This is a genomic window from Mesorhizobium sp. M8A.F.Ca.ET.208.01.1.1 (assembly GCF_004791315.1).
Classification (GTDB): Bacteria; Pseudomonadota; Alphaproteobacteria; order Rhizobiales; family Rhizobiaceae; genus Mesorhizobium.
Window position 1 is genome coordinate 775,711 of record NZ_SRUT01000001.1, and the last position, 25,237, is coordinate 800,947.

General features: G+C 62.6%; 20 protein-coding genes. 15 read left to right on the top strand and 5 right to left on the bottom strand.

Annotated features, from left to right (window positions below; all coding sequences use genetic code 11):
- Positions 1 to 48: 48 nt before the first annotated feature.
- A complete protein-coding gene (locus tag EN851_RS03850; protein ID WP_135928617.1) occupies positions 49 to 1,176 on the bottom strand; it encodes an S-(hydroxymethyl)glutathione dehydrogenase/class III alcohol dehydrogenase in 1,128 nt (375 codons plus the stop codon).
- Positions 1,177 to 1,419: 243 nt separating this feature from the next.
- Between EN851_RS03850 and EN851_RS03855 the strand changes: the two genes are divergently transcribed.
- The 3 genes from EN851_RS03855 (at position 1,420) to EN851_RS03865 (ending at position 7,935) form a co-directional block, all read left to right on the top strand.
- Positions 1,420 to 3,432, top strand: a complete 2,013-nt coding sequence (locus tag EN851_RS03855) for an acetyl/propionyl/methylcrotonyl-CoA carboxylase subunit alpha (protein WP_135928618.1) — start codon at positions 1,420 to 1,422, stop codon at positions 3,430 to 3,432.
- 107 nt (positions 3,433 to 3,539) lie between these two features.
- Positions 3,540 to 7,067 carry a DNA polymerase III subunit alpha gene (dnaE, locus tag EN851_RS03860; protein ID WP_127872606.1) on the top strand — a complete coding sequence of 1,176 codons (3,528 nt, stop codon included), beginning with the start codon at positions 3,540 to 3,542 and terminating at the stop codon, positions 7,065 to 7,067.
- Between the two features lie 64 nt (positions 7,068 to 7,131).
- Entirely contained in the window at positions 7,132 to 7,935 is an 804-nt protein-coding gene (locus EN851_RS03865) for a potassium channel family protein (RefSeq protein WP_135928619.1), read from the top strand.
- 12 nt (positions 7,936 to 7,947) lie between these two features.
- On the opposite strand, the gene EN851_RS03870 is transcribed toward EN851_RS03865, so the two are convergent.
- Entirely contained in the window at positions 7,948 to 8,829 is an 882-nt protein-coding gene (locus EN851_RS03870) for a DMT family transporter (RefSeq protein WP_135928620.1), read from the bottom strand.
- Positions 8,830 to 9,015: 186 nt separating this feature from the next.
- Between EN851_RS03870 and EN851_RS03875 the strand changes: the two genes are divergently transcribed.
- Positions 9,016 to 9,522: a hypothetical protein gene (locus EN851_RS03875; RefSeq protein ID WP_135864383.1), complete on the top strand. Its 507-nt coding sequence runs from the start codon at positions 9,016 to 9,018 to the stop codon at positions 9,520 to 9,522.
- Between the two features lie 6 nt (positions 9,523 to 9,528).
- Here the strand turns inward: EN851_RS03875 and EN851_RS03880 are convergent, their stop codons facing one another.
- Entirely contained in the window at positions 9,529 to 10,857 is a 1,329-nt protein-coding gene (locus EN851_RS03880) for a DNA polymerase IV (protein ID WP_135928621.1), read from the bottom strand.
- A 65-nt stretch (positions 10,858 to 10,922) separates the two neighbouring features.
- Between EN851_RS03880 and EN851_RS03885 the strand changes: the two genes are divergently transcribed.
- The 3 genes from EN851_RS03885 to EN851_RS03895 all read left to right on the top strand — a co-directional run bounded on the left by EN851_RS03885 (position 10,923) and on the right by EN851_RS03895 (position 14,836).
- On the top strand, positions 10,923 to 11,498 hold the full coding sequence (locus EN851_RS03885; protein ID WP_135880498.1) for a GNAT family N-acetyltransferase: 576 nt from the start codon (positions 10,923 to 10,925) through the stop codon (positions 11,496 to 11,498).
- A gap of 85 nt (positions 11,499 to 11,583) precedes the next feature.
- Complete coding sequence (locus tag EN851_RS03890; RefSeq protein ID WP_135928622.1) at positions 11,584 to 13,056, top strand: hypothetical protein; 1,473 nt, start codon at positions 11,584 to 11,586, stop codon at positions 13,054 to 13,056.
- Between the two features lie 190 nt (positions 13,057 to 13,246).
- A complete protein-coding gene (locus EN851_RS03895; protein WP_135929154.1) occupies positions 13,247 to 14,836 on the top strand; it encodes a hypothetical protein in 1,590 nt (529 codons plus the stop codon).
- A gap of 36 nt (positions 14,837 to 14,872) precedes the next feature.
- On the opposite strand, the gene EN851_RS03900 is transcribed toward EN851_RS03895, so the two are convergent.
- On the bottom strand, positions 14,873 to 15,535 hold the full coding sequence (locus tag EN851_RS03900) for a hypothetical protein (protein WP_127278640.1): 663 nt from the start codon (positions 15,533 to 15,535) through the stop codon (positions 14,873 to 14,875).
- Positions 15,532 to 15,831, bottom strand: a complete 300-nt coding sequence (locus tag EN851_RS03905) for a DUF3572 domain-containing protein (protein WP_127278639.1) — start codon at positions 15,829 to 15,831, stop codon at positions 15,532 to 15,534. Before EN851_RS03905 ends, EN851_RS03900 begins: the two co-directional genes overlap by 4 nt.
- A 247-nt stretch (positions 15,832 to 16,078) precedes the next feature.
- Here EN851_RS03905 and EN851_RS03910 point away from each other — a divergent pair, with 247 nt between their 5' ends.
- The 8 genes from EN851_RS03910 (at position 16,079) to EN851_RS03950 (ending at position 25,237) form a co-directional block, all read left to right on the top strand.
- Positions 16,079 to 16,450, top strand: coding sequence for a response regulator (locus tag EN851_RS03910; RefSeq protein WP_006334976.1), 372 nt, complete (start codon positions 16,079 to 16,081; stop codon positions 16,448 to 16,450).
- Between the two features lie 33 nt (positions 16,451 to 16,483).
- Positions 16,484 to 17,857 (top strand): PleD family two-component system response regulator, encoded by a 1,374-nt coding sequence (locus tag EN851_RS03915; RefSeq protein ID WP_127278638.1) that lies wholly within the window; start codon positions 16,484 to 16,486, stop codon positions 17,855 to 17,857.
- Positions 17,858 to 18,410: 553 nt separating this feature from the next.
- Positions 18,411 to 19,949: an FAD-dependent monooxygenase gene (locus EN851_RS03925; RefSeq protein WP_135928623.1), complete on the top strand. Its 1,539-nt coding sequence runs from the start codon at positions 18,411 to 18,413 to the stop codon at positions 19,947 to 19,949.
- Between the two features lie 105 nt (positions 19,950 to 20,054).
- Positions 20,055 to 20,789, top strand: coding sequence for a FadR/GntR family transcriptional regulator (locus EN851_RS03930; protein WP_127872597.1), 735 nt, complete (start codon positions 20,055 to 20,057; stop codon positions 20,787 to 20,789).
- A complete protein-coding gene (locus EN851_RS03935; protein WP_135880493.1) occupies positions 20,786 to 21,973 on the top strand; it encodes a PLP-dependent transferase in 1,188 nt (395 codons plus the stop codon). The genes EN851_RS03930 and EN851_RS03935 overlap by 4 nt, the downstream gene beginning before the upstream one ends.
- Before the next feature lie 29 nt (positions 21,974 to 22,002).
- Positions 22,003 to 23,280, top strand: a complete 1,278-nt coding sequence (locus EN851_RS03940; RefSeq protein ID WP_127280536.1) for a sugar ABC transporter substrate-binding protein — start codon at positions 22,003 to 22,005, stop codon at positions 23,278 to 23,280.
- Positions 23,281 to 23,465: 185 nt separating this feature from the next.
- A complete protein-coding gene (locus EN851_RS03945; RefSeq protein WP_135928624.1) occupies positions 23,466 to 24,389 on the top strand; it encodes a sugar ABC transporter permease in 924 nt (307 codons plus the stop codon).
- A complete protein-coding gene (locus tag EN851_RS03950) occupies positions 24,389 to 25,237 on the top strand; it encodes a carbohydrate ABC transporter permease (protein WP_127872593.1) in 849 nt (282 codons plus the stop codon). Before EN851_RS03945 ends, EN851_RS03950 begins: the two co-directional genes overlap by 1 nt.

The window sequence follows — 25,237 nt, forward strand, 5'->3', positions numbered from 1 at the left end:
TTCACCACAGAGGTCGCTGGCCGATTGGCAGGCGGCATGTGGCCGTCTTCAGTAAACCACGACACTCCGGATCGACTTGCCCTCATGCATCAGGTCGAATCCCCTGTTGATGTCCTCTAACTTCAGCGTATGGGTGATCATCGGGTCGATCTGGATCTTGCCGTCCATGTACCAGTCGACGATCTTGGGCACGTCGGTGCGGCCACGCGCGCCGCCGAAGGCGGTGCCCATCCAGCTGCGGCCGGTGACCAGCTGGAACGGTCTTGTCGAAATCTCCTGGCCAGCGCCGGCGACGCCGATGACGACGGACTTGCCCCAGCCGCGATGCGAAGCCTCCAGCGCCTGGCGCATCACCTTGGTGTTGCCGGTGCAGTCGAAGGTGTAGTCGGCGCCGCCGATCTGGTCGGCGCCGCGCTTGGTCATGTTGACGAGGTGGGGGACGATGTCGCCCTCGATCTCCTTCGGATTGACGAAATGCGTCATGCCGAAGCGCTCGCCCCAGGCCTTCTTGTCGTTGTTCAAATCGACACCGATGATCATGTCGGCGCCGGCAAGCTTCAGGCCCTGGATGACATTGAGGCCAATACCGCCGAGGCCGAAGACGACGGCGGTGGCCCCTTGCTCGACCTTGGCGGTGTTGATGACCGCACCGATGCCTGTGGTCACGCCACAGCCGATGTAGCAGATCTTGTCGAAGGGAGCGTCGGGGTTGACCTTGGCGACCGCGATCTCGGGCAGCACGGTGAAGTTGGAGAAGGTCGAGCAGCCCATATAGTGAAAAATCTTGTCCTTGCCGATTGAGAAGCGCGACGAGCCGTCGGGCATCAGGCCTTGCCCCTGGGTCGCGCGGATCGCCGTGCACAAATTGGTCTTTCGCGACAGGCAAGACGGGCACTGGCGGCATTCGGGCGTATAGAGCGGGATGACGTGATCGCCCTTCTTGACCGAGGTGACGCCCTTGCCGACATCGACGACGACGCCTGCGCCCTCATGGCCGAGGATCGCCGGAAACAGGCCTTCGGGATCGGCGCCCGACAGGGTGAACTCGTCGGTATGGCAGATGCCGGTCGCCTTGATCTCGACCAGCACCTCGCCCTCGCGCGGACCCTCGAGGTCGACCTCCATGATCTCCAGCGGCTTTCCGGCGGCGACAGCGACAGCAGCGCGGGTTTTCATCGGGCAATTCCTCCAAGGCGATTTTTGTGTCCAAGTTTTCAGGTTTTGGGCTGCTCATCAACTGTCAGATGAGACGAAATGTCGGCTTTGTTGACGCAGATAGCACACCATTCGACAACCGGCTCAGCAGGGAGCGCTATGGCGGGTCGCAGGCGCGGCTTTCATGTCGTCCATCGCGGTACTTGAGACATGGCGACATAGTCCATAGAACTAAACTGTTCGCCGGAGGGGAATTCTGCCTGCATGTTCACCAAGATCCTGATCGCCAACCGTGGCGAGATCGCCTGCCGCGTCATCAAGACGGCGCGCAAGATGGGCATTGCCACGGTCGCCGTCTACTCCGACGCCGATCGCGATGCCGTGCATGTCGAAATGGCCGATGAGACGGTGCATATCGGGCCTTCGCCGGCCGTGCAGAGCTATCTCGTGCCGGAAAAGATCATCGCCGCCTGCAAGGCAACCGGCGCTCAGGCGGTGCATCCCGGCTACGGCTTCCTGTCCGAACGGGCCGCCTTCTGCGAAGCGCTGGAAGCGGAAGGCATCGTCTTCATCGGGCCGAAACCCAAAGCCATCAAGGCGATGGGCGACAAGATCGAATCGAAGAAATTCGCCAACGCCGCCAAGGTTTCCACCGTGCCCGGCTGGCTCGGCGTCATCGAAAATGCCGACCATGCCGAAAAGATCGCCGGCGAGATCGGCTATCCCGTCATGATCAAAGCCTCGGCCGGCGGCGGCGGCAAGGGCATGCGCATCGCCTGGGACCAGTCTGAAGTGCGCGACGGGTTCGATCGGGCACGCTCTGAAGCCAAGAGTTCGTTTGGCGACGACCGGGTGTTCATCGAGAAATTCGTCGTCGATCCCCGCCATATCGAGATCCAGGTCCTGGCCGACGCGCATGGCAACGCGCTCTATCTCGGCGAGCGCGAATGCTCGATCCAGCGCCGCAACCAGAAGGTCGCCGAGGAGGCGCCATCGCCCTTCCTCGATGCCAAGACCAGGAAGGCCATGGGCGAACAGTCGGTGGCGCTGGCCAGGGCCGTCGACTACCAGAGCGCCGGCACCGTCGAGTTCATCGTCGACAAGGACAAGAACTTCTATTTCCTTGAAATGAATACACGATTGCAGGTCGAGCACCCCGTGACGGAACTCGTCACCGGCATCGATCTGGTCGAGCAGATGATCCGCGTCGCCGCCGGCGAAAAGCTGACCTTGAAGCAGGGCGACATCAAGCTGAACGGCTGGGCGGTGGAAAGCCGGCTCTACGCCGAAGACCCGTACCGCAATTTCCTGCCTTCGATCGGCCGGCTGACGCGCTACCGGCCGCCGGAGGAAGGGCAATTCGGCGACATCGTCATCCGCAACGACACAGGCGTCACGGAAGGCTCTGAGATTTCGATGTTCTACGATCCGATGCTCGCCAAGCTGTGCACCTGGGCGCCGACTCGGCTCGAGGCAATAGACGCCATGTCGGAAGCGCTCGACAGCTTTGTGGTCGACGGCATCGAGCACAACATCCCGTTCCTGGCGGCACTGATGCAGCATCCGCGCTGGCGGGAAGGGGCGATATCGACTGGCTTCATCGCGGAGGAATATCCCGACGGTTTTGCCCCCATCGTGCCGAATAGCGAGGAAAAGGCCGTGCTGGCGTCGATCGCCACCGCGGTGGAACTGCTGCGCCGCGACCGTCTCGACCGGCTGGGTGGGCGGCTGGCGCCGCATTCGGGAGCGCTCAAGCGTGATTGGGTGGTCAAGATCGGCGAGGACTATCTCTCGGCGTCGATCCTCGAAGGCATGATTTCCATCCCGATGGAAATCGACCTGTCCATCGATGGCGGCAAGGCGCTGACCGTTTCGTCCGACTGGCGGCCGGGCGACCTCATCTGGCGCGGTACGGTCGGCAAGCACAGGGTCGCCGCCCAGATCCGGCCTGTCGCGAACGGCCTGCGCATCGCCTGGAAAGGTATGTCTGTGACGGCGCGAGCCATGCTGCCGCGCAACGCCGAGCTTGAACGGCTGATGCCGGAAAAGGTGGCGCCGGACACGTCGAAACTGCTGCTCTGCCCGATGCCCGGGCTTGTCGTGTCGATCGCCGTTGCCGAGGGCCAGGAGGTCAAGGCCGGCGAAACCTTGGCCGTGGTGGAGGCCATGAAGATGGAAAACGTGCTGCGCGCCGAGCGCGATCTTGTCGTCTCGAAACTCAACGCCAAGCCGGGCGACAGCCTGGCTGTCGACGCGGTAATCATGGAATTCGCGTGAGCGGGCTGGAAGCCTGTGGTCAGTAGTCGTTTGTGCTGGACTGGTATCGCCCGGTCCCGGACAATACATTCTCATCGACTCAAAGACCTTCGGCAGCGCGAAAAACCATGGCGGACGACAGACTTCCACGCGACCCACTGAAGCGCGAAGCCGCGATTGCTGCCGCGCGGCCTGAAATACCGGCACGGCCGTTCGTCCATCTGCGCGTGCATTCGGCCTATTCGCTGTTGGAAGGCGCGCTGCAACTCGGCAAGATCGTCGGCCATGCCGTCAAGGACGAAGCGCCGGCCATCGCCGTCACCGATACCAACAATCTGTTCGGCGCGCTGGAGTTCGCGCAGAAGGCGGTGAAGGACGGCATCCAGCCGATCATCGGCTGCCAGATCGCTCTCGCCTTCTCCGGCGAAAACAGCGATGGCCAGCGTGATCGCCGTCGGCAAGGTCCCGACATGCGGCCGGTGGTGCTGATCGCGGCCACCGAAGCCGGCTATTCCAATCTCGTCCGGCTGGTCAGCCGCGTATACCTCGAAACACCGCCCGGTGAAGCGGTGCACCTGACCACCGAAATGATGGACGGCCAATGTGACGGCCTGATTTGCCTCAGTGGCGGGCCGCGCGGTCCGATCGGCATAGCCCTGAAGGAAGACCGCCGCGATCTCGCCGAGGCGCGCCTGCTCACGCTCAAGGCGATGTTCGGCGACCGCCTCTATGTCGAACTGGACCGGGTTTCGGGTTATGATCGCATGATCGAGAAATCCTCGATCGATCTCGCCTATTCCCATGAATTGCCGCTGGTCGCCACCAACGAGGCCTTCTTCTCGTCGCTCGACGAGTATGAGGCGCACGATGCGTTGATCGCCATCGCCGAAGGTTCGGTCGTCGCCGTCGACACCCGCCGCCGGCTATCGCCGGACAATTTTCTGCGCAGCCAGGCCGACATGGCGAAATTGTTCGCCGACCTGCCGGAAGCGATCGACAACACGGTCGAGATCGCGTTGCGCTGCTCCTACTATCCGAAAACCCGTAGCCCGATCCTGCCGCGTTTCACGGGCGGCGATGCCTCCGACAAGGACGCCGCCGAAAAGGCCGAGGCCGAGGAACTGGCCCGCCAGGCGCGCCAAGGGCTCGATGCCCGGCTTGCCCTGCACGGACCGACACCGGGCTACACGGTCGAGCAATATCGTGAGCGGCTCGAATTCGAGCTTGGCATCATCGAGAAGATGAAATTCCCCGGCTATTTCCTGATCGTCGCCGACTTCATCAAATGGGCCAAGGCACAAGGCATTCCGGTCGGGCCGGGGCGTGGTTCGGGTGCCGGTTCGCTGGTCGCCTATTCGACGACCATCACCGACATCGATCCGCTGCGTTTCTCACTGCTGTTCGAACGCTTCCTCAATCCGGACCGCGTGTCGATGCCCGATTTCGACATCGACTTCTGCCAGGATCGCCGCGAGGAGGTGATCCGCTACGTCCAGCAGAAATACGGCCGCGACCAGGTCGGCCAGATCATCACCTTCGGTACGCTGCAGGCGCGCGCGGTGCTGCGCGACGTCGGCCGTGTTCTGCAGATGCCCTATGGCCAGGTCGACAAGCTCTCAAAAATGGTACCTCAGAACCCTGCCAATCCGGTCAAGCTCGCCGATGCCATCGCCAACGAGCCACGCTTTGCCGAGGAGGCCGAGAAGGAGCCGATCGTCCAGACGCTGCTCGACATGGCGCAGAAGCTGGAAGGCCTCTACCGCCATGCCTCAACGCATGCCGCCGGCATCGTCATCGGCGACCGACCATTGTCGGAACTGGTGCCGATGTACCGCGATCCGCGCTCGGACATGCCTGTCACCCAGTTCAACATGAAATATGTCGAGCAGGCCGGGCTGGTGAAGTTCGACTTCCTCGGCCTGAAGACGCTGACGGTGCTGGAGACCGCCGTAAAGCTGATCCGTCGCCGCGGCATCGACATCGATCTCGCGACCATCCCGCTCGACGATCCCGAGACCTACGCGATGCTCTCGCGCGGCGAGGTGGTTGGCGTGTTCCAGGTGGAAAGCGCCGGCATGCGCAAGGCGCTGATCGGCATGCGGCCCGACTGCATCGAGGACATCATCGCGCTGGTCGCGCTCTACCGGCCGGGCCCGATGGAAAACATCCCGACCTACAACGCCAGAAAGCATGGCGAGGAGGAGATGGCCTCGATCCATCCCAAGATCGACCATCTGGTGAAGGAAACGCAAGGCGTCATCGTCTACCAGGAACAGGTGATGCAGATCGCGCAGGAGCTGTCCGGCTATTCGCTCGGCGAAGCCGACCTTCTGCGCCGCGCCATGGGCAAGAAGATCCGCGCCGAGATGGACAAGCAACGCGAGCGCTTTGTCTCCGGCGCGGTCGAGCGCGGCGTCGCCAAGCCGCAAGCCGACTTCATTTTCGACCTGCTGGCCAAGTTCGCCGACTATGGTTTCAACAAGTCGCACGCTGCCGCCTACGCCGTCGTCTCGTACCAGACCGCCTATCTCAAGGCGCATTATCCGGTCGAGTTCCTGGCGGCGTCGATGACGCTCGACATGGGCAACACCGACAAGCTCGCCGACTTCCGCCAGGATGCGCTGCGCCTCGGCATCGAGGTCCTGGCGCCGTCGGTGATGACCAGTTTTCGTGCCTTCGAGGTCGGCGAGAACCGTATCTATTACTCGATGGCTGCCCTCAAGGGCGTCGGCGACGCCGCGGTGGAGCACATCGTCGCCGTTCGCGGAGAAAAGCCGTTCAAGAGCCTGGCCGATTTCTGCGAGAGGGTCGACCCGAAGATCGTCGGCAAGCGGGTTTTCGAGAGCCTGATCATGGCCGGCGCGCTCGACTGCTTCGGCCACGATCGCGCCCAGATGTTGGCTGGCGTCGAGCGGATGATGGGGCTGGCGTCACTCGCCCAGCAGAACGCCGTTTCCGGCCAGGCCGATATTTTCGGCGCCTCGCTCGGCGCCCAGTCGCAGGCGCTCAACCTGCCGCCGACCGATCCGTGGCTCGCCGCCGACCGGCTGCACCGCGAATTCCAGGTCGTCGGCTTCTATCTCTCGGCGCATCCGCTCGACGAGTACAAGGCGGCGCTGCAGAAGATGCGGGTGCAGAACTGGGCGGAGTTCTCCGCTGCCGTCAAGCGCGGCGCTTCCGCCGGCAGGCTTGCCGGCACCGTTACCAGCAAGCAGGAGCGCAAGACGCGCACCGGCAACAAGATGGGCGTGGTGGCCTTTTCCGACACCTCCGGCCAGTACGAGGCCGTGTTGTTTTCAGAAGGATTGGCCCAGTACCGCGATCTCCTCGAAGCCGGCCGCTCCGTTGTCATCACCGTCGCGGCGGAAGACAGGCCCGAGGGTGTCAACCTGCGCATCAACTCCGTCCAATCGCTGGAAGACGAAGCAAGCCGCATCCAGAAGGCGCTGCGCATTTTCGTCCGGAACGATGGGCCTGCCTCGATGATCCAATCCCAGCTCACCCAGCGCGGTGAGAGCCAGGTGAGCATCATCGTGATCAAGGAAGAGGCGCAGGGCGAGGTCGAGATTGCCTTGCAGGGCGGCTATCGCGTCTCTCCGCAGATCGCCTCGGCGATGCGCGCCGTGCCGGGCGTGGTCGAAGTGGAACTGGTGTGATCCGCGCGCTTGCCAGACGGCAATCCCAGGGAAGGCATCCGCTGCTCACGCTGTCGCGATCCGCATGAGAGGCGCCGACAGCAAGGCACCGCAGAATCTCTCCGCGACAGCACAGCTGCGCGACACGCTGCGCAGGCTCTATCATGGACGCTCGCCCGCCGCGTTCCGGTTCCAACTGGTCGCTGTCATCATCGACCTCGCCATCATCGCCTTCTTCATCGCCACGCCGGTCATCCAGCAATCGGCCTCGTTTCTGTGGCTGGACTATGCCGTGGCGGCCCTCGTCGCCGCCGATCTGGGCGCCAGGCTGCTGGCCTCAAACGACATGCTGCGCCTGATGAAGCAGCCGACCTTCTGGGTGGATGCCTTCATCCTTCTGACGTTGCTGATGCCGACGGCGCTCGCAAATCTAGGCTTTCTGCGCATTCTGCGGCTGTGGTCGCTATCGCGCAGCGGTTCGATCTGGCGGCATTTCGAGATGCGCGGCCTGAGACCCTGGCGCGAGGCAAGCCACGCGGTCATCAATCTTTTGACCTTTCTCTTTGTCATCACGGGCTTCGTCTACACGTTCTTCTTCCGCAACGGAGCCGGGCTGGAAAACTACATCGACGCGCTCTACTTCACCGTCGCGACCGTGACGACGACCGGCTTCGGCGACATCGTGCTGCCGGGCATCGCCGGCAAGCTGACGGCGATCGTCACCATGATCATCGGCATATCGCTGTTCGTCAGGCTGGCGCAGGCGATCTTTCGGCCGGCCAAGGTGTTCTTTCCATGCCCGCAGTGCGGGTTGCAGCGGCATGAACCGGACGCCGTGCACTGCAAGGCCTGCGGACACGTCCTCAACATACCGAACGAGGGCGACTGATCGGCGGCGGTTTTACGAAGCGGCCACTTCCGCCCGCCTTGCCGGTTTCCGCTGTAGATTGAGCAGGTTGCCCATCAGGATGAGCAGTGCGCCGCCGGCGGTGAAAGCGTCGATCTGTTCGCTGTAGAGCAGCCAGCCGATCAGCGCCGACAACGGCACGCGCAGGAAATCCATCGGCGAAATGACGGTGGCGTCGGCATAGCCAAGCGCGCGGGCCATGCAGAAGTGGGACGACATGCCGGTGAAGGCAATCAGCACGATCCACGGCCACAGTTGCAGTGGCGGGTTGCGCCACTCGTAAAGGGCTGGAACGAGGCCGACCACCGACTGGATGATCAGCATCCAGAAGATGATGCGTACGACGCTGTCCGTCCGCGTCAGCGATTTGACCATGACCACCGAGATGCCGAAGCAGACCGCGGCGCCGAGCACGACGAGATGGCCCGGATCGACCGAGCCCACACCGGGCCGAACGATGACCACCACGCCGATCAGGCCCAGCACGATCGCGGCAAGCTTTGGCCTGGACAGCCTTTCACCAAGAAAAGTCACCGCCAGGATAGCCGTCCAGATCGGTGTGGTGAATTCGATCGAAATCAGCACGGCCAGCGGAATCAAGGTCAAGGCGTAGAGCCATGCCGCCTGCCCGGTATAGTGGATGACGTTTCGGGCGAGATGGGCGAGGGGACGTTGCGTGCGCATCGCCGCAAACCCGCCGCTCGCAAACACCAGCGGCAAGAGGATAAAGAAGCCGATCACCGAGCGCAGTTCCAGCACCTGGAAGACGTTGAGTTCGGCCGTGGTGGCGCGGCCGGCGACAGACATCGCCAGGAACGACGTGATCGACAGCGCCATCCAGAACGCGGCCTTGGGGATCGAAGGGGTGGGTGCCATGTCCGCTATGTCGCAAGCCGGGGTTTTTGCCGCAACCACTAGCCGCCCCATTTGACTGGGCCAGAGACTTTGCGCGCTGCTGCAAAACAGTCTTGTCGGAACCTGACATGGCAAGGTGCGTTGAGTCGCTGGATCCCGCCTGAGCATCGCCGATTGCCCCTCCACCCAGTCACAAGGAGACCTTCGATGACATCACTCACGCGGTTTGCGCTTGCTGGATGCCTGCTCGTCGCGGCCACTGCCGCGCGTGCCGACGACAGCAAATTTCTCCAGTCCTTCCAGGGCAGTTTCGCCGGCAAGGGAACTGTTCAGGTGACGACGCAGGCGCCGACGGTCAGCGTTTCCTGCACATTCAAATCGGATGCGACATCGTCTTCGCTGTCGCTCGACGGCAACTGCCGCGGCCTGATCCTGGTGACACGCGCCATCAGCGCCCGTCTGAAGACCAGCGGCGCCAAATACAGCGGCGTCTATGTGGGATCGCGCACCGGACCGGCGCAGCTGAACGGAAATCGTTCTGGCAATGCCATAAACCTCGCCATCCGCTGGGCCAAGGAGGTCAATGGCGACCGCACCGCGCAGCTTACCGTACAGAAAAACGGGGCGGACGGCATTGTTTTGACCGTGGTCGACCGTGATCCCAAGACCGGAAAGAGCGTCGTGACCAGCCGCATCGACCTTCGACGCAGCTGATCTGGTTCAATCCTCAAGCGGCTCCGGCGGATGGGCGTCGCGGCCCTTGCCGAAGGTGTAGCCGGTTTGCACCGCCTTGCGCCCGAATTTGTCGCGCAACGCATCGATGGCGCCTTCGGCCATAGCGCGCTTGCGCGACTGGACATCGACCAGATCCGGTGGGTCGGCCTTGTCGACATCCGAAAGGTCGCTGACGCCGATGCCAAGCAATCGAAATTTTGTCCCGTCCGTCTCCTTGCGAAGAAGCTCCACGCCGGTCGAAAAGATGCGGTCCGCGAGCCGGGTCGGGTCGCCAAGCTGACGGTTGCGCGTGCGCAGCTTGAAATCCTGGGTCTTCAGCTTCAGCACCACGGTGCGACCCGCAATGCCTGACTTCTTCAGCCGCGCCGAGACTTTTTCAGAAAGGCCCCTCAGCACCGAGGTCAGCTCGTCCAGCGAGGCGATGTCGGTGTCGAAAGTGGTTTCGGCCGATACGCTCTTGGCATCCTGGTCGGGGTCGACGCGGCGGACATCCTCACCGCGCGAAAGCCGGTAGAGCCGTTCGCCCATCACCCCGTAGCGACGCATCAGGTCGCTACGCTCCATCTTCTGGAGCTGACCGATGGTGCGGATGCCATCCTGTTCCAGCGTGGCGTTGAACGCCTTGCCGACGCCCCAGATCACGGTCACCGGCTGCGTTGCCAGGAAGCCGACCGCCTCGGCCTCGCCAATTACCGAAAAGCCGCGCGGCTTGCGGAAGTCCGATGCAATCTTGGCGAGGAACTTGCAATAGGACAGGCCGGCCGACACGGTGATGCCGATTTCCTTCTCCACGGCCAGCGCGAAGCGCGCCAGCACCACCGCCGGCGGCAGGCCGTGCAGCCGCTCGGTGCCGGCGAGATCGAGGAACGCCTCATCGATCGACAGCGGCTCGACCAACGGCGTCAACGCCTGCATCATGGCGCGCACCTCGTGGCCGACACGCACATATTTTTCCATGTTGGGTGCGATCACCACCGCCTCGGGGCAGGCCTCGAGCGCCTTGAACATCGGCATGGCGGAACGCACGCCGCGAATGCGCGCTATATAGCAGGCGGTGGAGACGACCCCGCGTTTGCCGCCGCCGATGATCAGCGGCTTGTCCTTGAGCGCGGGATTGTCGCGCTTTTCGATCGCCGCGTAGAAGGCATCGCAATCGATATGGGCGAGGTGCAGCCGGTAAAGCTCGGGATGGCGGGCAAGGCGAGGGCTGCCGCAGCGTTCGCAGCGGCGCGTTTCGCCACGCTGAAACGTCAGGCAGTCACGACAAAAACCGTGATCGGGATTGTTGACAGGAGCCGCCATCACTGCGAACATAAAGAGAACAAATGCAATGGTACGACAGCGCAGGGCCAGCGACAAGCCTGGCCTGGGGAGAACGCATGAGCACGACCATAGTGCCGCTGGCACCAGAGCTCTGGCCTGAATTCGAGGACCTTTTCGGCAAGCAGGGCGCCTGCTACGGCTGCTGGTGCACGCATTTCCGGCTGGCCCCGGCGGCGCGGCGCGAGAGCAGTCGCGAACGCAACAAGGATCACATCAAGGCGCGCATCGAGGCTGGCCCGCCGCCCGGGCTGCTGGCCTTCGAGGACGGCAAGGCGGTTGGCTGGATGCAGATCGGTCCACGCGCCGACGTGCCCGAATGGAACAACAAGGGCAGGGGGTCGGCGCCGATCGATCCCGCCGACGCTTCCGATCCGGCCGTTTGGGCGATCTCCTGCTTTTTCATCCGCGCCAAGGCGCGCGGCAGGGGCATCACGCACCGCCTCGTCGAAGGCGGCATCGATTTCGCCCGCAGGAACGGGGCACGGCTTGTCGAGGCCTGCCCGATAGACCTGTCCCGCGATTCGCGCTCGATCGGCCTGTTCGTCGGCTCATCTGGGGTGTTCGAGAAGGCCGGGTTCGAGAGGCTCGTGGAGCGCAAGGCCGGTCGGCCGCTGATGCGGCTGATGCTGTAGAGGAGAACCTCATCTTGCGATTGCACCGGTATTTTACTAGCGGTGAAGCGATTCTGCTCATGCGGGCTGAAGAGGGAGAGTTGAAGTGAGGCGTATTCTGCCAGTTGTGCTTGTTTTTGCGGTGATCGTGCCCGCTTGGGGGCAGGCGGTTGACAATCGGGGCGCAAAGCAGCTCTCCGATGAGCTGTCGCGCTATGTCGGCAAACAGTTGCTCAACGAAGGCATTTTGAAGGTTTCGACCGCAGGCGATGCCTACAAGATCACCGTCGATTTGAAGGCGATCGCAGCGGGCTTACCGAAGAAGGATCTGCCGAAGTTCGATTTCCCGCCTTACACGCTGCTGGTCAAACCGCGCGGCGACGGCGGCTGGGACGTCTCCTCGGATTTTTCGACCAGCGGGTCAGTCCAGGTAAATGATCCGAGTGGCCAGACAAGCGCGCAGATCGTCATCAAGCATGGCAAGTTCACGGGCGCCTATTATCCTGAACTGGCGGCATTTACCAGCGGTGCCAGTTCGATAGCCGGCATGACGATGACCTCGCGCATGCCCAGGCAAGTAACGGACCTCAGCGTCGGCGCGGGCACTTCCAAGTTCGGCGCCAGCAAGTCGGCGAGCGGTGGGGTCGACCTTAATCTGACACAAGCGATGGCCGACTTCGTCGAAACGGTCAAAATCGACGGCCGGGCCGTCGGAGCGATCAAGACGACGGATCTCGTCGTGGATGTAACCGCCAAAGCTATGCGGACGAAGCCGTTGCTGGACCTGTTGGCATTCGCCGTAGCCGATGAAGACGAGGCCCGGTTGAAAGCCGACCAAGCCGAGCTCAAAGCGCTTCTGCTCGCCGCGCTGCCGCTGTGGGATCGGGTGGCCGGGACCTATACATTCAAGAACGTTGCGTTTGATACCTACGCAGGCAATTGGGGTGCAGCGGAACTGAGCACTGCATTCGGGGCTGATGGCATCGCCCAGAACGGTAAGGTCGATTATGCCATCAAGGTCTCCGGCTTGACCTTTCCTGAGGTCATACCGAGCTGGATCGCCGCAGTGCTCCCTACCGAGCTTGATCTGAGATTCGGCGGGGCCAACATCGACCTCGACGGCATGGCCAGAAAGACGATCGAGACATTCGATCTCAGCAAGAACCCGCCGCTGCCGGCGGGGTTCCGCGATCAGATCAAGTCCGACTTCATGGCCAACACGCCAAAATTCATCATGGGCCACAGCGTCATCAAAAATGGCGGCACCGAGATCGCGCTGGAGGGCGAGGCGACCTTTCCCGGCCAGCGGCCAGATGCAACCATGACCGTCGACGTCGCGGGCTATGACAAGATCGTGGCGGCACTGCAGGCTGCGGCCAAAACCGAACCGGAAGCGGCACGATATTTTCCTTTCGCATTGGCCGTCAAAGGATTTGCCAAGATGTTGCCGGATGGGCGGATGGAATGGGTGATCAACGCCAGGTCTGATGGCTCCGTGATGGTCAATGGCGGTATGTTGAAGCCCGCCGATCCGGCCGTGGACGATAGCGGCAAGGGCGGGGCGAAACTGAATCCTTGATTATTGGATTATTGCAGCGATGCCAGAGTGTGCGGCTGGTCGTCGACGAAACCATCCGCCGGCCGCTGATGCGGCTGACGTTGAAGCCGATTGCCTGACTGTCATCGTCTTGCAGTCGGGATGGTATTTCCCTACCAGAGATACGAAACGATTTTTGCCTTCGACCGAACGGAGAATTCCCGTGAACCGTATGTTGCCAATTGCCTTTACCGCGTTTCTGCTCAGCGCGCCTGCTTTCGGCCAGACCGTCGACAGCCAGGGCGCGAAGCAATTGTCCGATGACCTGTCGCGCTATGTCGGCAAACAGGCACTCGACAAGGGTATCCTGAAGGTTTCGGCCGAAGGCGACGCCTACAAGATCGTGTTTGATTTCAAGGCGCTTGCCGCGACCTTCCCCGACCAGAAGATGGTGAAATTCGACTTTGCGCCCTACGCCCTGCTGGTCAAGCCGCGCAGCGACGGGTCCTGGGATGTCTCGATGGACTTTTCGCAGAGCGCCTCATTCGAGTTCAACGGTCCCGAGGGAAAGCAGAGCACGCGGTTTTCGATCAAGGACGGCAAGGGCAGCGGCGTCTACGACCCCAAGCTGGCGGCGTTCAGCAGCGCCACCAGTTCGATTGCCGGGATGACGATGTCGTCGCAGGACGCCAAGCAGCAGATGGATGCGAGCGCCGGTGCCGGCACCGCGACCCTGTCCGCGGCCAAGGCAGCCAATGGCGGCGTCGATTTCACGACGACGCAAAAGATTGCGAACTTCGTCGAAGCGATAAAATTCAATGATCCCGAGAGCGGGTTGAATTTTCCCGTTACCGTGAAGTCGCCGGAATTGTCGGTGGAGGCCAGCGGCAAGGGCGTCGAGACCAAGCCGCTGCTCGATCTCCTGGCGTTTGCCGTGGCCAATGAGGACGAGAAGACGCTGAAGGCAAACCAGGCGCAGCTCAAGTCGCTTCTGCTCGCCGCGCTTCCGGTGTGGGAGCGTATCGACGGGACCTATGGCTTCAAGGATTTTGCGGTCGACAGCCCGATCGGCACGTTCGGAGCGACCCAGCTCGGCATAGCGTTCGGCTCCGACGGCGTCGCCCAGAATGGCAAGATCAGCTATGGCATCAAGGCTTCGGGGCTGACCGTGCCGCAGCAGCTCTTGCCGAGCTGGAGCGTGGCACTGCTGCCCACCGATATCGACCTGAACTTCGGCGGCGCCAGCATCGATCTCGACAGTATGGCGAAGAAGGCGATCGAAGCCTTTGATCTCAATCAGGATCCGCCACTGCCGGCCGAGTTTGGCGACCAGCTCAAGGCCGACTTCCTGGCCAAGACTCCGAAGGTCGTCATCGGCCACAGCACCGTGAAGAACAAGGACATGGAGATCGCGCTCGAAGGCGAGATGACGACCTTCGGCCAGAAGCCCGATGCAAATCTGACCGTCGATGTCGCCGGTTTCGACAAGATCATGGAGCACCTGCAGGAAGCGGCGAAGGCGGAGCCGGAGGTCGGGCAGTACGTGCCTGTCGCTCTCATGGCGAAGGGTTTTGCCAAGACGCTGCCGGACGGCAAGCTGGAATGGGCTATCAACACCAAGGCCGACGGTTCGGTCACTGTCAACGGCGTCATGCTGAAGCCGGCCGATCCGGCGGTGGATGACAGTGTCGATGATGGTGGCGGCGCGGACGATGAGAGCGGCGATGACAATGGCGGTGGCGCTAACGGCGGTAGCGCTAACGAAGGCAGCAATAGCGGCGGCACCGATAATGGCGGAGCAGGGGCCAAGCTGAACCCTTGAGGGGGTAGCCCTCCAGCAATTCCCCCCGGAATTGCGTCAAAGCGCCTGTAGTCCCAGAGCGCTCGCGATCTTCGGCGCGGCTTCGTGCCAGTCCTGGACGACGATGACATCGTCCGAGACCGGGGGCAGGAACGCGCGCAGCGAATTGTCGGCCATCAGGTGGAAAAGATTTGAGTCGGCGACCGATTCCCGCACCGACGCCAGATTGTGCGGCTGATCATCGACGAAGACCACGGGCCGCCCGGTCTTGCCGCGCAGCCTGGCCACCGCCGGGCCCTTGGCCATCTCGGTGGTCAGCAGCGGATAGGCTAGTCCCAGCGCATCGAGATGGGCGCGGCGCGCGGCGCGATGCCTGTGCGGCATGGCCGTCAGCAATATGATTTCCGCGCGACCTCCAAGTCCCGTCAGGGCCTCCGCGGCGCCATCGGTGATGCTTTGCCAATCAGCTTGCGCGTCGAAGAAATCGCCCAGGAGTGCCGTGACTTCGGGTTGTTCGATCAGGCGGCCGCTGGCCGTTTCGGCAATGTTGCCGGTCAGCCGGAAGGAAGCCAGTGTCAGGCCATAGCCGCGTGCCTTGAGGAAATACGGAAACGGGCGGATGAATTCGAGCACCACATCGTCGACGTCGAGCACCAGCAGCGGCCGGTCGTCGGCCGCAAGTTCCTCGATCTGGCGCGCGGTTTCGGGATCATCGCTCATGTGGAACGCTCGTGATTGTCGTCGCCGAGCGGCAAGGCGCGCAGCGCCTTGCCGACTGCCGCCGGCGGGGTGCCGGTTTCCTCCGCAAAACGCATCAAGGTCGGCTCGTGGGCGAGAATGAACTGCAGGACGCCGGCCAGGAAACCCGGCTCGCCTGCCGCCCGGCGGATCGAATGCGCCTCTATTCCCGTGATCGCCAGAAAGCGCGGTAGAAGCTCGGGATCGGCGGCAACGAAGCCCAATGCCTTCACGGCAATGTTTTCCGCCTCTTCGCGCATTGACGCTGCGTTTGCCATCACTACCTTCGGTGTGTGGAATGAGTCTCTCCCGCAGTAATGGCAAGAGTTGCTTGCGGCAAGCCATTAGAGTGTGGCGCGCCTATTGGACGCGCAGGGAGTCGAGGCGGAATTCGTGCTGCTTTGCAGGCCGCGGGTTTCCGTTTCGTCAATCATATTGCCGTATAGTGAAGCAGGGTTTGGTGCGTTCAAGGAAAGAGCGCATGACGGTCACCTCCGGGCGGAGGACGGTCGGGACGGGATGTCGATGCCTAAGAAGGTCATGATCGTCGAGGACAACGAGCTCAATATGAAGCTCTTTCGGGACCTCATCGAAGCTAGCGGTTACGAGACGGTGCGAACCCGCAACGGTCTCGAGGCGCTCGACCTGGCGCGCCAACACCGGCCGGACCTTATCCTGATGGATATCCAACTGCCCGAAGTGTCGGGGCTGGAAGTGACCAAATGGCTGAAGGAGGACGATGATTTGCACGTTATCCCGGTCATTGCCGTGACTGCCTTCGCGATGAAAGGCGATGAGGAGCGCATCCGCCAGGGTGGCTGCGAGGCCTATATTTCGAAGCCGATCTCGGTGCCGCGCTTCATCGAAACCATCAAATCCTATCTGGGCGATGCCTGATGTGCCCTTCCAGCCGAGCCGGAGCCTTGTGAAATGACCGCGCGGATCCTCGTCGTCGACGACATCCCTGCCAATGTGAGGCTGCTGGAAGTCCGGCTGCTGGCCGAATATTTCGAGGTGCTGACCGCCACCAACGGGCCCGACGCGATCGAGACCTGCGAGAACGGCAAGGTCGATGTCGTGCTGCTCGACGTGATGATGCCCGATATGGACGGGTTCGAGGTCTGCCGGCGGCTGAAGAGCGATCCGGCGACGTCGCACATTCCGGTGGTGATGATCACCGCGCTCGACCAGGTCTCAGACCGCGTGCGCGGGCTGGAGGCCGGCGCCGACGATTTCCTGACCAAACCGGTCAACGACCTGCAACTGATGACGCGCGTCAAGAGCCTGGTCCGCCTGAAGTCGCTGACCGACGAGCTTCGGCTACGCGCCTCGACCACACGCAACATAGGCATCGAGGAACTTTTGAGCCGCAATTTCGCGTCCGAGGACACGACGCCGAAAGTACTTTTGATCGATGAGCGCAAATCGTCGGTCGAGCGCATCCAGAAGATGTTGCGCGACCGTGCCGATCTCGACGTCACCGGTGATCCGCATGCCGGGTTCTTCCAGGCCGCCGAAACGCCCTATGAATGCGTGATGATCTCGACCACCTTCGCCGATTTCGATCCGCTCAGGCTCTGCTCGCAACTGCGCTCGCTCGACCGCACCCGTTTTGTGCCGATCATCCTTTTGGCGGAGGAGGGCGAGGAAGAGCGCCTCATCCGAGGGCTCGAACTCGGCATCAACGACTATCTGATGCGGCCGATCGACCAGCAGGAACTGACGGCGCGGCTGCGCACCCAGGTGCGCCGCAAGCGCTACAACGACCAATTGCGCGCCAGCGTCACCCAGACCATCGAAATGGCCGTGACCGACGGCCTGACCGGGCTGCACAACCGCCGCTATCTCGACAGCCATCTGCAGACGCTGTTCGACCGCGCAGTGGCGCGGCGCCGGCCACTGTCGGTGATGATCACCGATCTCGACCGCTTCAAGTCCATCAATGACGCGCACGGCCATGATGGCGGCGACGAGGTGCTGCGCGAATTCGCGCGGCGGCTGCGCAAGAACGTCAGGGGTATCGACCTTGCCTGCCGGTTCGGCGGCGAGGAGTTCGTGGTGGTGATGCCGGACACCGACGGCACCGTGGCCGAGAAGGTGGCCGAACGCATCCGTGCCGAAATCGCCCAGAAGCCTTTCGCCATCGGCGCCGACGGCAAGACGATCGAGGTCACCGTCAGCGTTGGCGTGTCATCGGTGCTGAAGGGCGTGGATACGGCGGCCGCGCTGATGAAGCGCGCCGATCTCGCGCTCTACGAAGCCAAGAGCGGCGGCCGCAACCGCGTCGTTGCCAAGGCGGCCTGACGGTCCGGGCCCGATTATCCGGTCAACCCAACAGGGTTACCCATTTACCTTAATCCAAGCGATTCGCGAGCCTTGGTTAAGAAACTGTTGATTTTCATAAGCTCTTGCGCAAATGTGCAGGCCAAGACGAAGCCGGCACGAGGGTAGACAGCCGGCTCGGTCCCTCAGGAATACCCCATGATGCTCAGGTCCGCCGCATCTCCTGGGTCCGTGGGGTCGGCCGGCCGGCGCTGGCACATAGTGGCCTCCTCGTACCGCTGCCAAACGCCGACCGGCCCCCTCTTGTCCGACATGACATCAGGATTCCGCGCCAAGCCCCGGAAGTGCCGGGGCTTTTTTGTGCGCGGCAGGATCTGAAGAACGCTTTCCTGGGTTCTAACGGCACCTCGCGCGCTATCGCTTCGCAACGCGCGACCTTTTCACTGCCGTATGCAGAGGGGAAGGCGAGAGGCTACCCCCTCCATTTCATACATATGGCGTACAAGGGGCTTGCTGCAAGACCTGGCTGTTCCCGTAAAACCACGACCCAAGTTAACCGAAACGGGAGTGGCGAATGCCGGAATTGTTGCCAAGAGGCCAAGTAGGTCGGGACCGTGCAGTGGTGATCGCCGGAGGCGGTCCGACCGGGTTGATGCTGGGTGGCGAACTCGCATTGGCGGGCGTCGATGTGGCCATTGTCGAGCGGCGGCCCAACCAGGAACTCATCGGCTCGCGAGCGGGTGGCCTGCACGCACGCACCATCGAGGTACTCGACCAGCGTGGAATTGCCGACCGGTTCCTGTCACAGGGACAGCTATCGCCGTCCGTGGGCTTCCACATGATCCGGTTGGACATCAGCGATTTTCCCACGCGGCACAATTATCTGCTGGCGCTGCGGCAAAACCATATCGAGCGGCTGTTGGCCGACTGGATCAGCCAGTTGGGGGTGCCGATCTATCGCGGACAGGACGTCACGGGCCTCGCACAGGATGACGATGGCGTCGACGTCGAACTGTCCGGTGGTCGGTGCCTGAGAGCGCAATATCTCGTCGGCTGCGACGGAGGACGCAGCATCATCCGCAAGGCGGCGGGCATCGCGTTCGACGGGTGGGATCCGACGATGAGCTGGATGATCGCCGACGTCGAGATGTCTGAGGAACCTGCATGGGGCTTTCGCAGCGACGCCTACGGTATTCATGCGATAGGCAAGATTGAAGAAAGCGACCGCGTGGGTGTGGTGTTGACCGAGAGGCATCTGACCATTGGCGGCGAACCTACGCTGCGCGATCTCAGCGAGGCGCTTGTCGCGGTTTACGGCACCGATTACGGGGTCCACAATCCGACCTGGATTTCCCGGTTCACCGACATGACACGCCAGGCCGCGTCTTACCGCAACAAACGTATTCTGCTCGCCGGCGATGCTGCGCACATCCATCCCCCAATGGGCGGACAGGGCCTCAATATCGGCGTGCAGGACGCGGTGAACCTGGGATGGAAGCTGGCCCAGGTGGTCAAGGCGACGTCCCCTGAAAGCCTGCTCGACAGCTACCATGCCGAACGCCATCCGGTTGCCGCCCGCGTGCTGCGCAATGCGATGGCGCAGGTCGCGCTTCGTCGCAGGGACGACCGCACCAAGGCTCTGGGCGACACGTTTGCCGAACTGCTCGCCATGGACGGGCCACGCAAACGAATCGCCGCCGAGATGTCCGGCCTGGGTGTCCACTACGACCTCGGGGAAGGGCACGCGCTGCTTGGGCGGCGAATGCCCGACCTCGATCTGCTCACCGCCAACGGGCCGTTGCGGGTGTTTACCTTGCTGCACGACGCGCGGCCGGTGCTCCTCCATTTCGGTGAACCAGGCAGACTGGACAGTGCGCCTTGGGCCGGCCGGATCCGGCAGATCGACGCCAGGTATGCCGGCGCCTGGGAGCTTCCCGTACTCGGAACGGTCGCTGCGCCCGGCGCGGTTTTGATCCGGCCCGATGGATATGTGGCCTGGGTAGGAGTTGGGACTCCACAGGGATTGGCCGATGCGCTGACCAGATGGTTCGGACCGGCTGCCGCAGCCGGGTGTCCTTCCGAACGCAGCGCGTCACACTCTTCCACGGGCTGAAGGCTGGCTTCCACAGGCTGAAGGCGGCTGCCTCCTGACAAGCGATTGACAGGAGGCTCCATCTATGCAGAAATTGGTTGGACCATTGGACCACTTGGAGGAAGTGTGGACCAGAACAGCCTGCCACCCATTCAGACGACGGCGCGCGACGACGCCGTGCTGAAGGCATTGGTGGGCTTCGTCCGCGCCGAGGCCTTGCAGCCTGGTGAGCGACTGCCGACCGAGCGCATCCTGGCCGAACGGCTCAAGGTCAGCCGCAACACGGTGCGCGAGGCGCTGACGCGGTGGGAGGGATTGGGCCTGGTCGAGCGCCGGCAAGGCAGCGGCACCTATCTCAAGGCGGCCGTATCGCCCGATATGCTGCATCTGCCGCTGACGCTGGCGGGCGGCAATGATTTCACCAGCCTGATGCAGACGCTGGAAATCCGCCGCGCACTGGAAGCGGAAGCGGCGGCACTGTGCGCCGAGCGGGCAAGCCCCGCCGACATTGCCGAGATCGAACGCAAGCTCGATATCATGGAGCAGGCGTTTCGCACCCTGGACGGCATGTCATCGGAAGAGGACTGGGAATTCCACCAGGCGATCTACCGGGTCTCCGGCAATCCGCTGTTCGAACAGATCATCGCGGCCATGCACGAACTGTTCCACCGCTTCTGGGAACATCCACTCGGCGTGCGCGATTTCGGCCATGCCAGCTTTCCCTATCACCGCACCATCTACGAGTGCATCGCCGCGCGTGATCCGCAAGGCGCCCGCGGCGAGGCGCTGAAGCTCATCGCCACCGTCGAGGACGACCTGAAGCGCGGTGCGGCCAAACTCAAACTTTCGGACCTGAGATGAACGAGCACCCAGCCGGTTTCGATCAAGACTATCTCGCCGAGGCGGCGACGCTTTTGGCGCATGATGAACCGTTCCCCGGCGGCGCCGTCGTGCCGCCTATCTACCAGACGTCGCTGTTCACCTTCGCCAATTACGCCGAAATGGCCGATACCTTTGCCGGCAAGCGAAAGCAGCCGATCTATTCGCGCGGCGACAATCCGACGGTCATGGAGTTCGAGGCGCGTGTCGCGGCGCTCGAAGGCGCCGAGGCCGCGCGCGGCTTTTCAAGCGGCATGGCAGCGATCAGCGCCACCGTGCTTGCCTTCGTCGGGGCGGGCGAGCGCATCGTCGCGGTACGCAACTGCTATGGCGATGCCTACCGGCTGTTCGAGCGGCTCCTGCCGCGGCTCAACATCAAGGTCGATTATGTCGACGGCTCGGACCCGGATGCGGTGGCGGCGGCATTGCCCGGCGCAAAGCTGCTTTATCTGGAAAGCCCGACCTCGATGATGTTCGAGCTTCAGGACCTGCCGCATCTGACCCGGCTGGCCAAGGAGCAGGGCATCATCACCACCATCGACAATTCCTGGGCGACGCCGGTGTTCCAGAAGCCGATCTCGCACGGCGTCGATCTCGTGCTGCACTCGGCCTCGAAATATCTCGGCGGCCACAGCGACACCGTTGCCGGCGTGGTGGCGGGCTCGGCCGCGCACATCAAACACATCAACGAGCAGACCTATTCCTATCTCGGCGGCAAGCTGTCACCGTTCGAGGCCTGGCTCTTGCTGCGCGGCCTGCGCACGCTGCCGCTGCGCCTGCCGCACCACATGAAGAGCGGGCTCGCCATCGCCGAACGGCTGAAGGCGCATGGCAATGTCGAGCGGGTCAACCACCCCGTCTATTCGAACCATCCGGGCAAGGCGACGCTTGCCGGCTATGGCGGGTTGTTCTCGTTCGAAGTTACCGAGGATATCGACATTCCCGTCTTCGTCGACGCGTTGAAATATTTCCGCATCGGCGTCAGCTGGGGTGGGCATGAGAGCCTGGTCGTGCCGGCCAAGGCGTCGCTGGAGCAGACGCCGGGACTGAATTCGATGGCGCGCTTCGGCGTCAGCCCCCGAACCATCCGCTTCAATGTCGGATTGGAAAGTGTCGAGGATCTATGGGCGGATGTCGCCCAGGCCTTCGAAAAAGCCAGAAAATAACAAGCGGGTTCAAAATGGGAGTCTTGAACATGAAAAAACTGACCGTCATGCTTGCCACCGTCGCGGGGCTGGCAATTTCCGCCGGGGGCGCGCTCGCCGATTCGACCCTGAAAATGGTCGAGGTCATCACCAGCCCGCCGCGCACGGAGTTCCTGAAAAAGCAGATTGCCGAGTTCGAGGCGGCCAATCCGGGCGTCAAGGTCGAGCTGGTCTCGCTGCCCTGGGGGCAGGCATTTGAAAAATTCCTGACCATGGTGCAGGCCGGCGATACGCCCGATGTGGTCGAGATGCCGGAACGCTGGATGGGGCTTTACGCCAACAACGCTCAGCTCGAGGATCTCGGCCCCTATATGGCCAAGTGGGACGACGCCAAGACGCTCGGCGACCGCGCCAAGCAGTTCGGCTCGACGGTCAACAACACCCAGTTCATGATCCCCTACGGCTACTATGTGAACGCGCTGTTCTGGAACAAGAAGCTGTTCAAGCAAGCCGGCCTCGACGGTCCGCCGGCGACGCTTGACGAATTCGTCGCCGATTCCAAGAAAATCTCGGCCATTCCCGGCAAATACGGCTACTGCCTGCGCGGCGGGCCGGGCGCCTTCAACGGCATGCACATGTTCATGAACATCGCCGCCGGCAAGGGTGGCTATTTCAACGAGGACGGCACCTCGACCATCAATGAAGAGGGCTCGGTCAAGGGCCTGCAGATGCTGGCCGACATGTACAAGGACGGCCTGGCGCCGAAGGATGCCGTGAGCTGGGGTTTCAACGAAACGGTCACCGGCTTCTATTCCGGCACCTGCGCCATGCTCAACCAGGATCCGGATGCACTGCTCGGCATCGCCGACAAGATGAGCGCCGACGACTTCGCCGTGGCGCCGATGCCGACCGGTCCGAGCGGCAAGTCCTATCCGACGCTCGGTTATGCCGGCTGGGCGATGTTCGCCAACTCGCAGCACAAGGATGATGCCTGGAAGTTGATGGCGACGCTGCTCTCGCCGAAGGACAATCTGGAATGGGCCAAGGAAGTCGGCGTCATCCCGATCCACAAGGGCGCCGACCAGGACGCCCACTTCAAGACCGAGCAGTTCAAGGGCTGGTTCACCGAACTGAGCGACGGCGCCAAATATGAGATGGTGACGCCGCCGACGCACCTCGAAAACCTTGGCAACTTCGTCGACCAGGTGGCGATCAAGAACTTCCAGGAAGTGCTGCTTGGCCAGAAGACGGCCAAGGACGTCGCCGACCAGTGGGCTGCCTTCCTGACCAAGGAGCAGCAGGACTGGCTGGCGAAGAACAAGAAGTAAGCGCAGGCTTTTCCTTCTCCCCGTTCACGGGGAGAAGGTGGCCCGACAGGGCCAGATGAGGGGCAGCGCTGAGTTCTCAGAAGCTGGCGCCGCCCGTGATCTGCCTGCCGGCATCTTCTCCCCGTTGAACGGGGAGAAGGACGCTTGTCGCCAACGCCGCGCTCCCAAAGGACGTTCCACAGCCAATGACCTATGCCGTGTCCGAAATACGATCTGTCGGCAAGCCGCGACGTAAGTGGCTCACACACGCTGCCATCGAGCCCTGGCTCTATCTCAGCCCGGCGATCATCCTGCTGGTCGTGGTGCTGCTCGTGCCGCTGGTCATCGGCATCAGCTATTCCTTCCGCAAGTTCTCCGCCTTCAAGTCGGAATATGTCGGGCTCGGGCAGTATCAGGCGATGTTTTCGGACCAGGTGCTGGGGCAGGCGCTGGTCAACACGCTGTGGTGGACGGTCGCCAGCCTGTTCTTCCAATTCTTCCTCGGCCTTGGCCTGGCGCTGCTGCTCGACAAGCCGTTCCCAGGCCGCAAGGCGGTGCAGGCGCTGGTCTTCCTGCCCTGGGCGGTGCCGTCCTTCCTGTCGGGCCTGACCTGGGCCTGGCTGTTCAACCCGATCATCGGTCCGCTGCCGCACTGGCTGTTCGCCTTGGGGCTGAAAGCCGAGCCGACCAACGTGCTTTCCGATCCGGCCACCGCCATATGGGGGCCGATCGTCGCCAATGTCTGGTTCGGCATTCCGTTCTTCGCCATCACGCTGCTGGCGGCGCTGAAGTCGATTCCCTCGGAGCTGCATGAGGCGGCGGCGATCGACGGCGCTTCGCCCTGGCAACGCTTCACCAAGGTGACGCTGCCGTTCCTGGCGCCGACCATAGCCATCACGGTGATGCTGCGCACGATCTGGATCGCCACCTTCGCCGACCTGATCTTCGTCATGACCGAGGGCGGACCGGCCGGCTCGACCAACACGGTGCCGGTCTACATCTATGTCAGCGCCTTCAAGTCGCTGGACAAGGGCTATGCCTCGGCTGTGGCCGTGCTGCTGCTCGTCCTGCTCATCGCCTATGCGATTGCGCTGATCGCCATCCGCCGCTCGCTTGTGAGGCACGTCTGATGATCGCGGGACGCTCTGCTTCACAACGGTTTTTCGGCGGCGTCGGTCTCTACGCGGCAATCGCGGCCTATGTGGTCTTCGCACTGTTCCCGATCTACTGGACGCTGAAGATCTCGGTCACGCCGGAGCGGCTTCTCTATTCCGAAGGCATCACCTTCTGGCCGTCGCACATGACGCTACAGAACTTCATCACCGTGCTCGAAGCCACCGATTTCCCGCGCTATTTCCTCAACAGCGTCATCGTCTCGGTGTCGACGGCTGCCCTGGTGACGGTGATCGCCACGCTTGCCGGCTACGCCATGTCGCGCTTCACCTTTCGCGGCAAGGCGGCACTGGCGCTGATGCTGCTTTTGACCCAGACCTTTCCGCTGGTGATGGTCATTCCGCCGATCTACCGCGTGATGGGCCAGATCGGCCTGATCAACAGCCTGACCGGGCTGATCATCATCTACACCGCCTTCAACACCGCCTTCGCCACCTTCCTGATGCAGTCCTTCTTCGACGGCATCCCGAAGGATTTGGAAGAGGCAGCGATGATCGACGGCTGCACGCGTGCGCAGGCAATGCGCCGGGTGATCGTGCCCCTGACCCTGCCAGGCATGGGCGCGACACTGGGCTTCGTCTTCACCGCGGCATGGAGCGAGCTTCTGTTCGCGCTGATGCTGATTTCCAGCGACGACCAGAAGACCTTCGCCGTCGGCCTGCTCACCTTCATCGGCAAGTTCGCCGTCGACTGGGGACAGATGATGGCGGCGTCGATCCTGGCGCTGATCCCGGTCTGCATCTTCTTCGCCTTCCTGCAACGCTATCTCGTCACCGGCCTGACCGCCGGCGCCGTCAAAGGATGA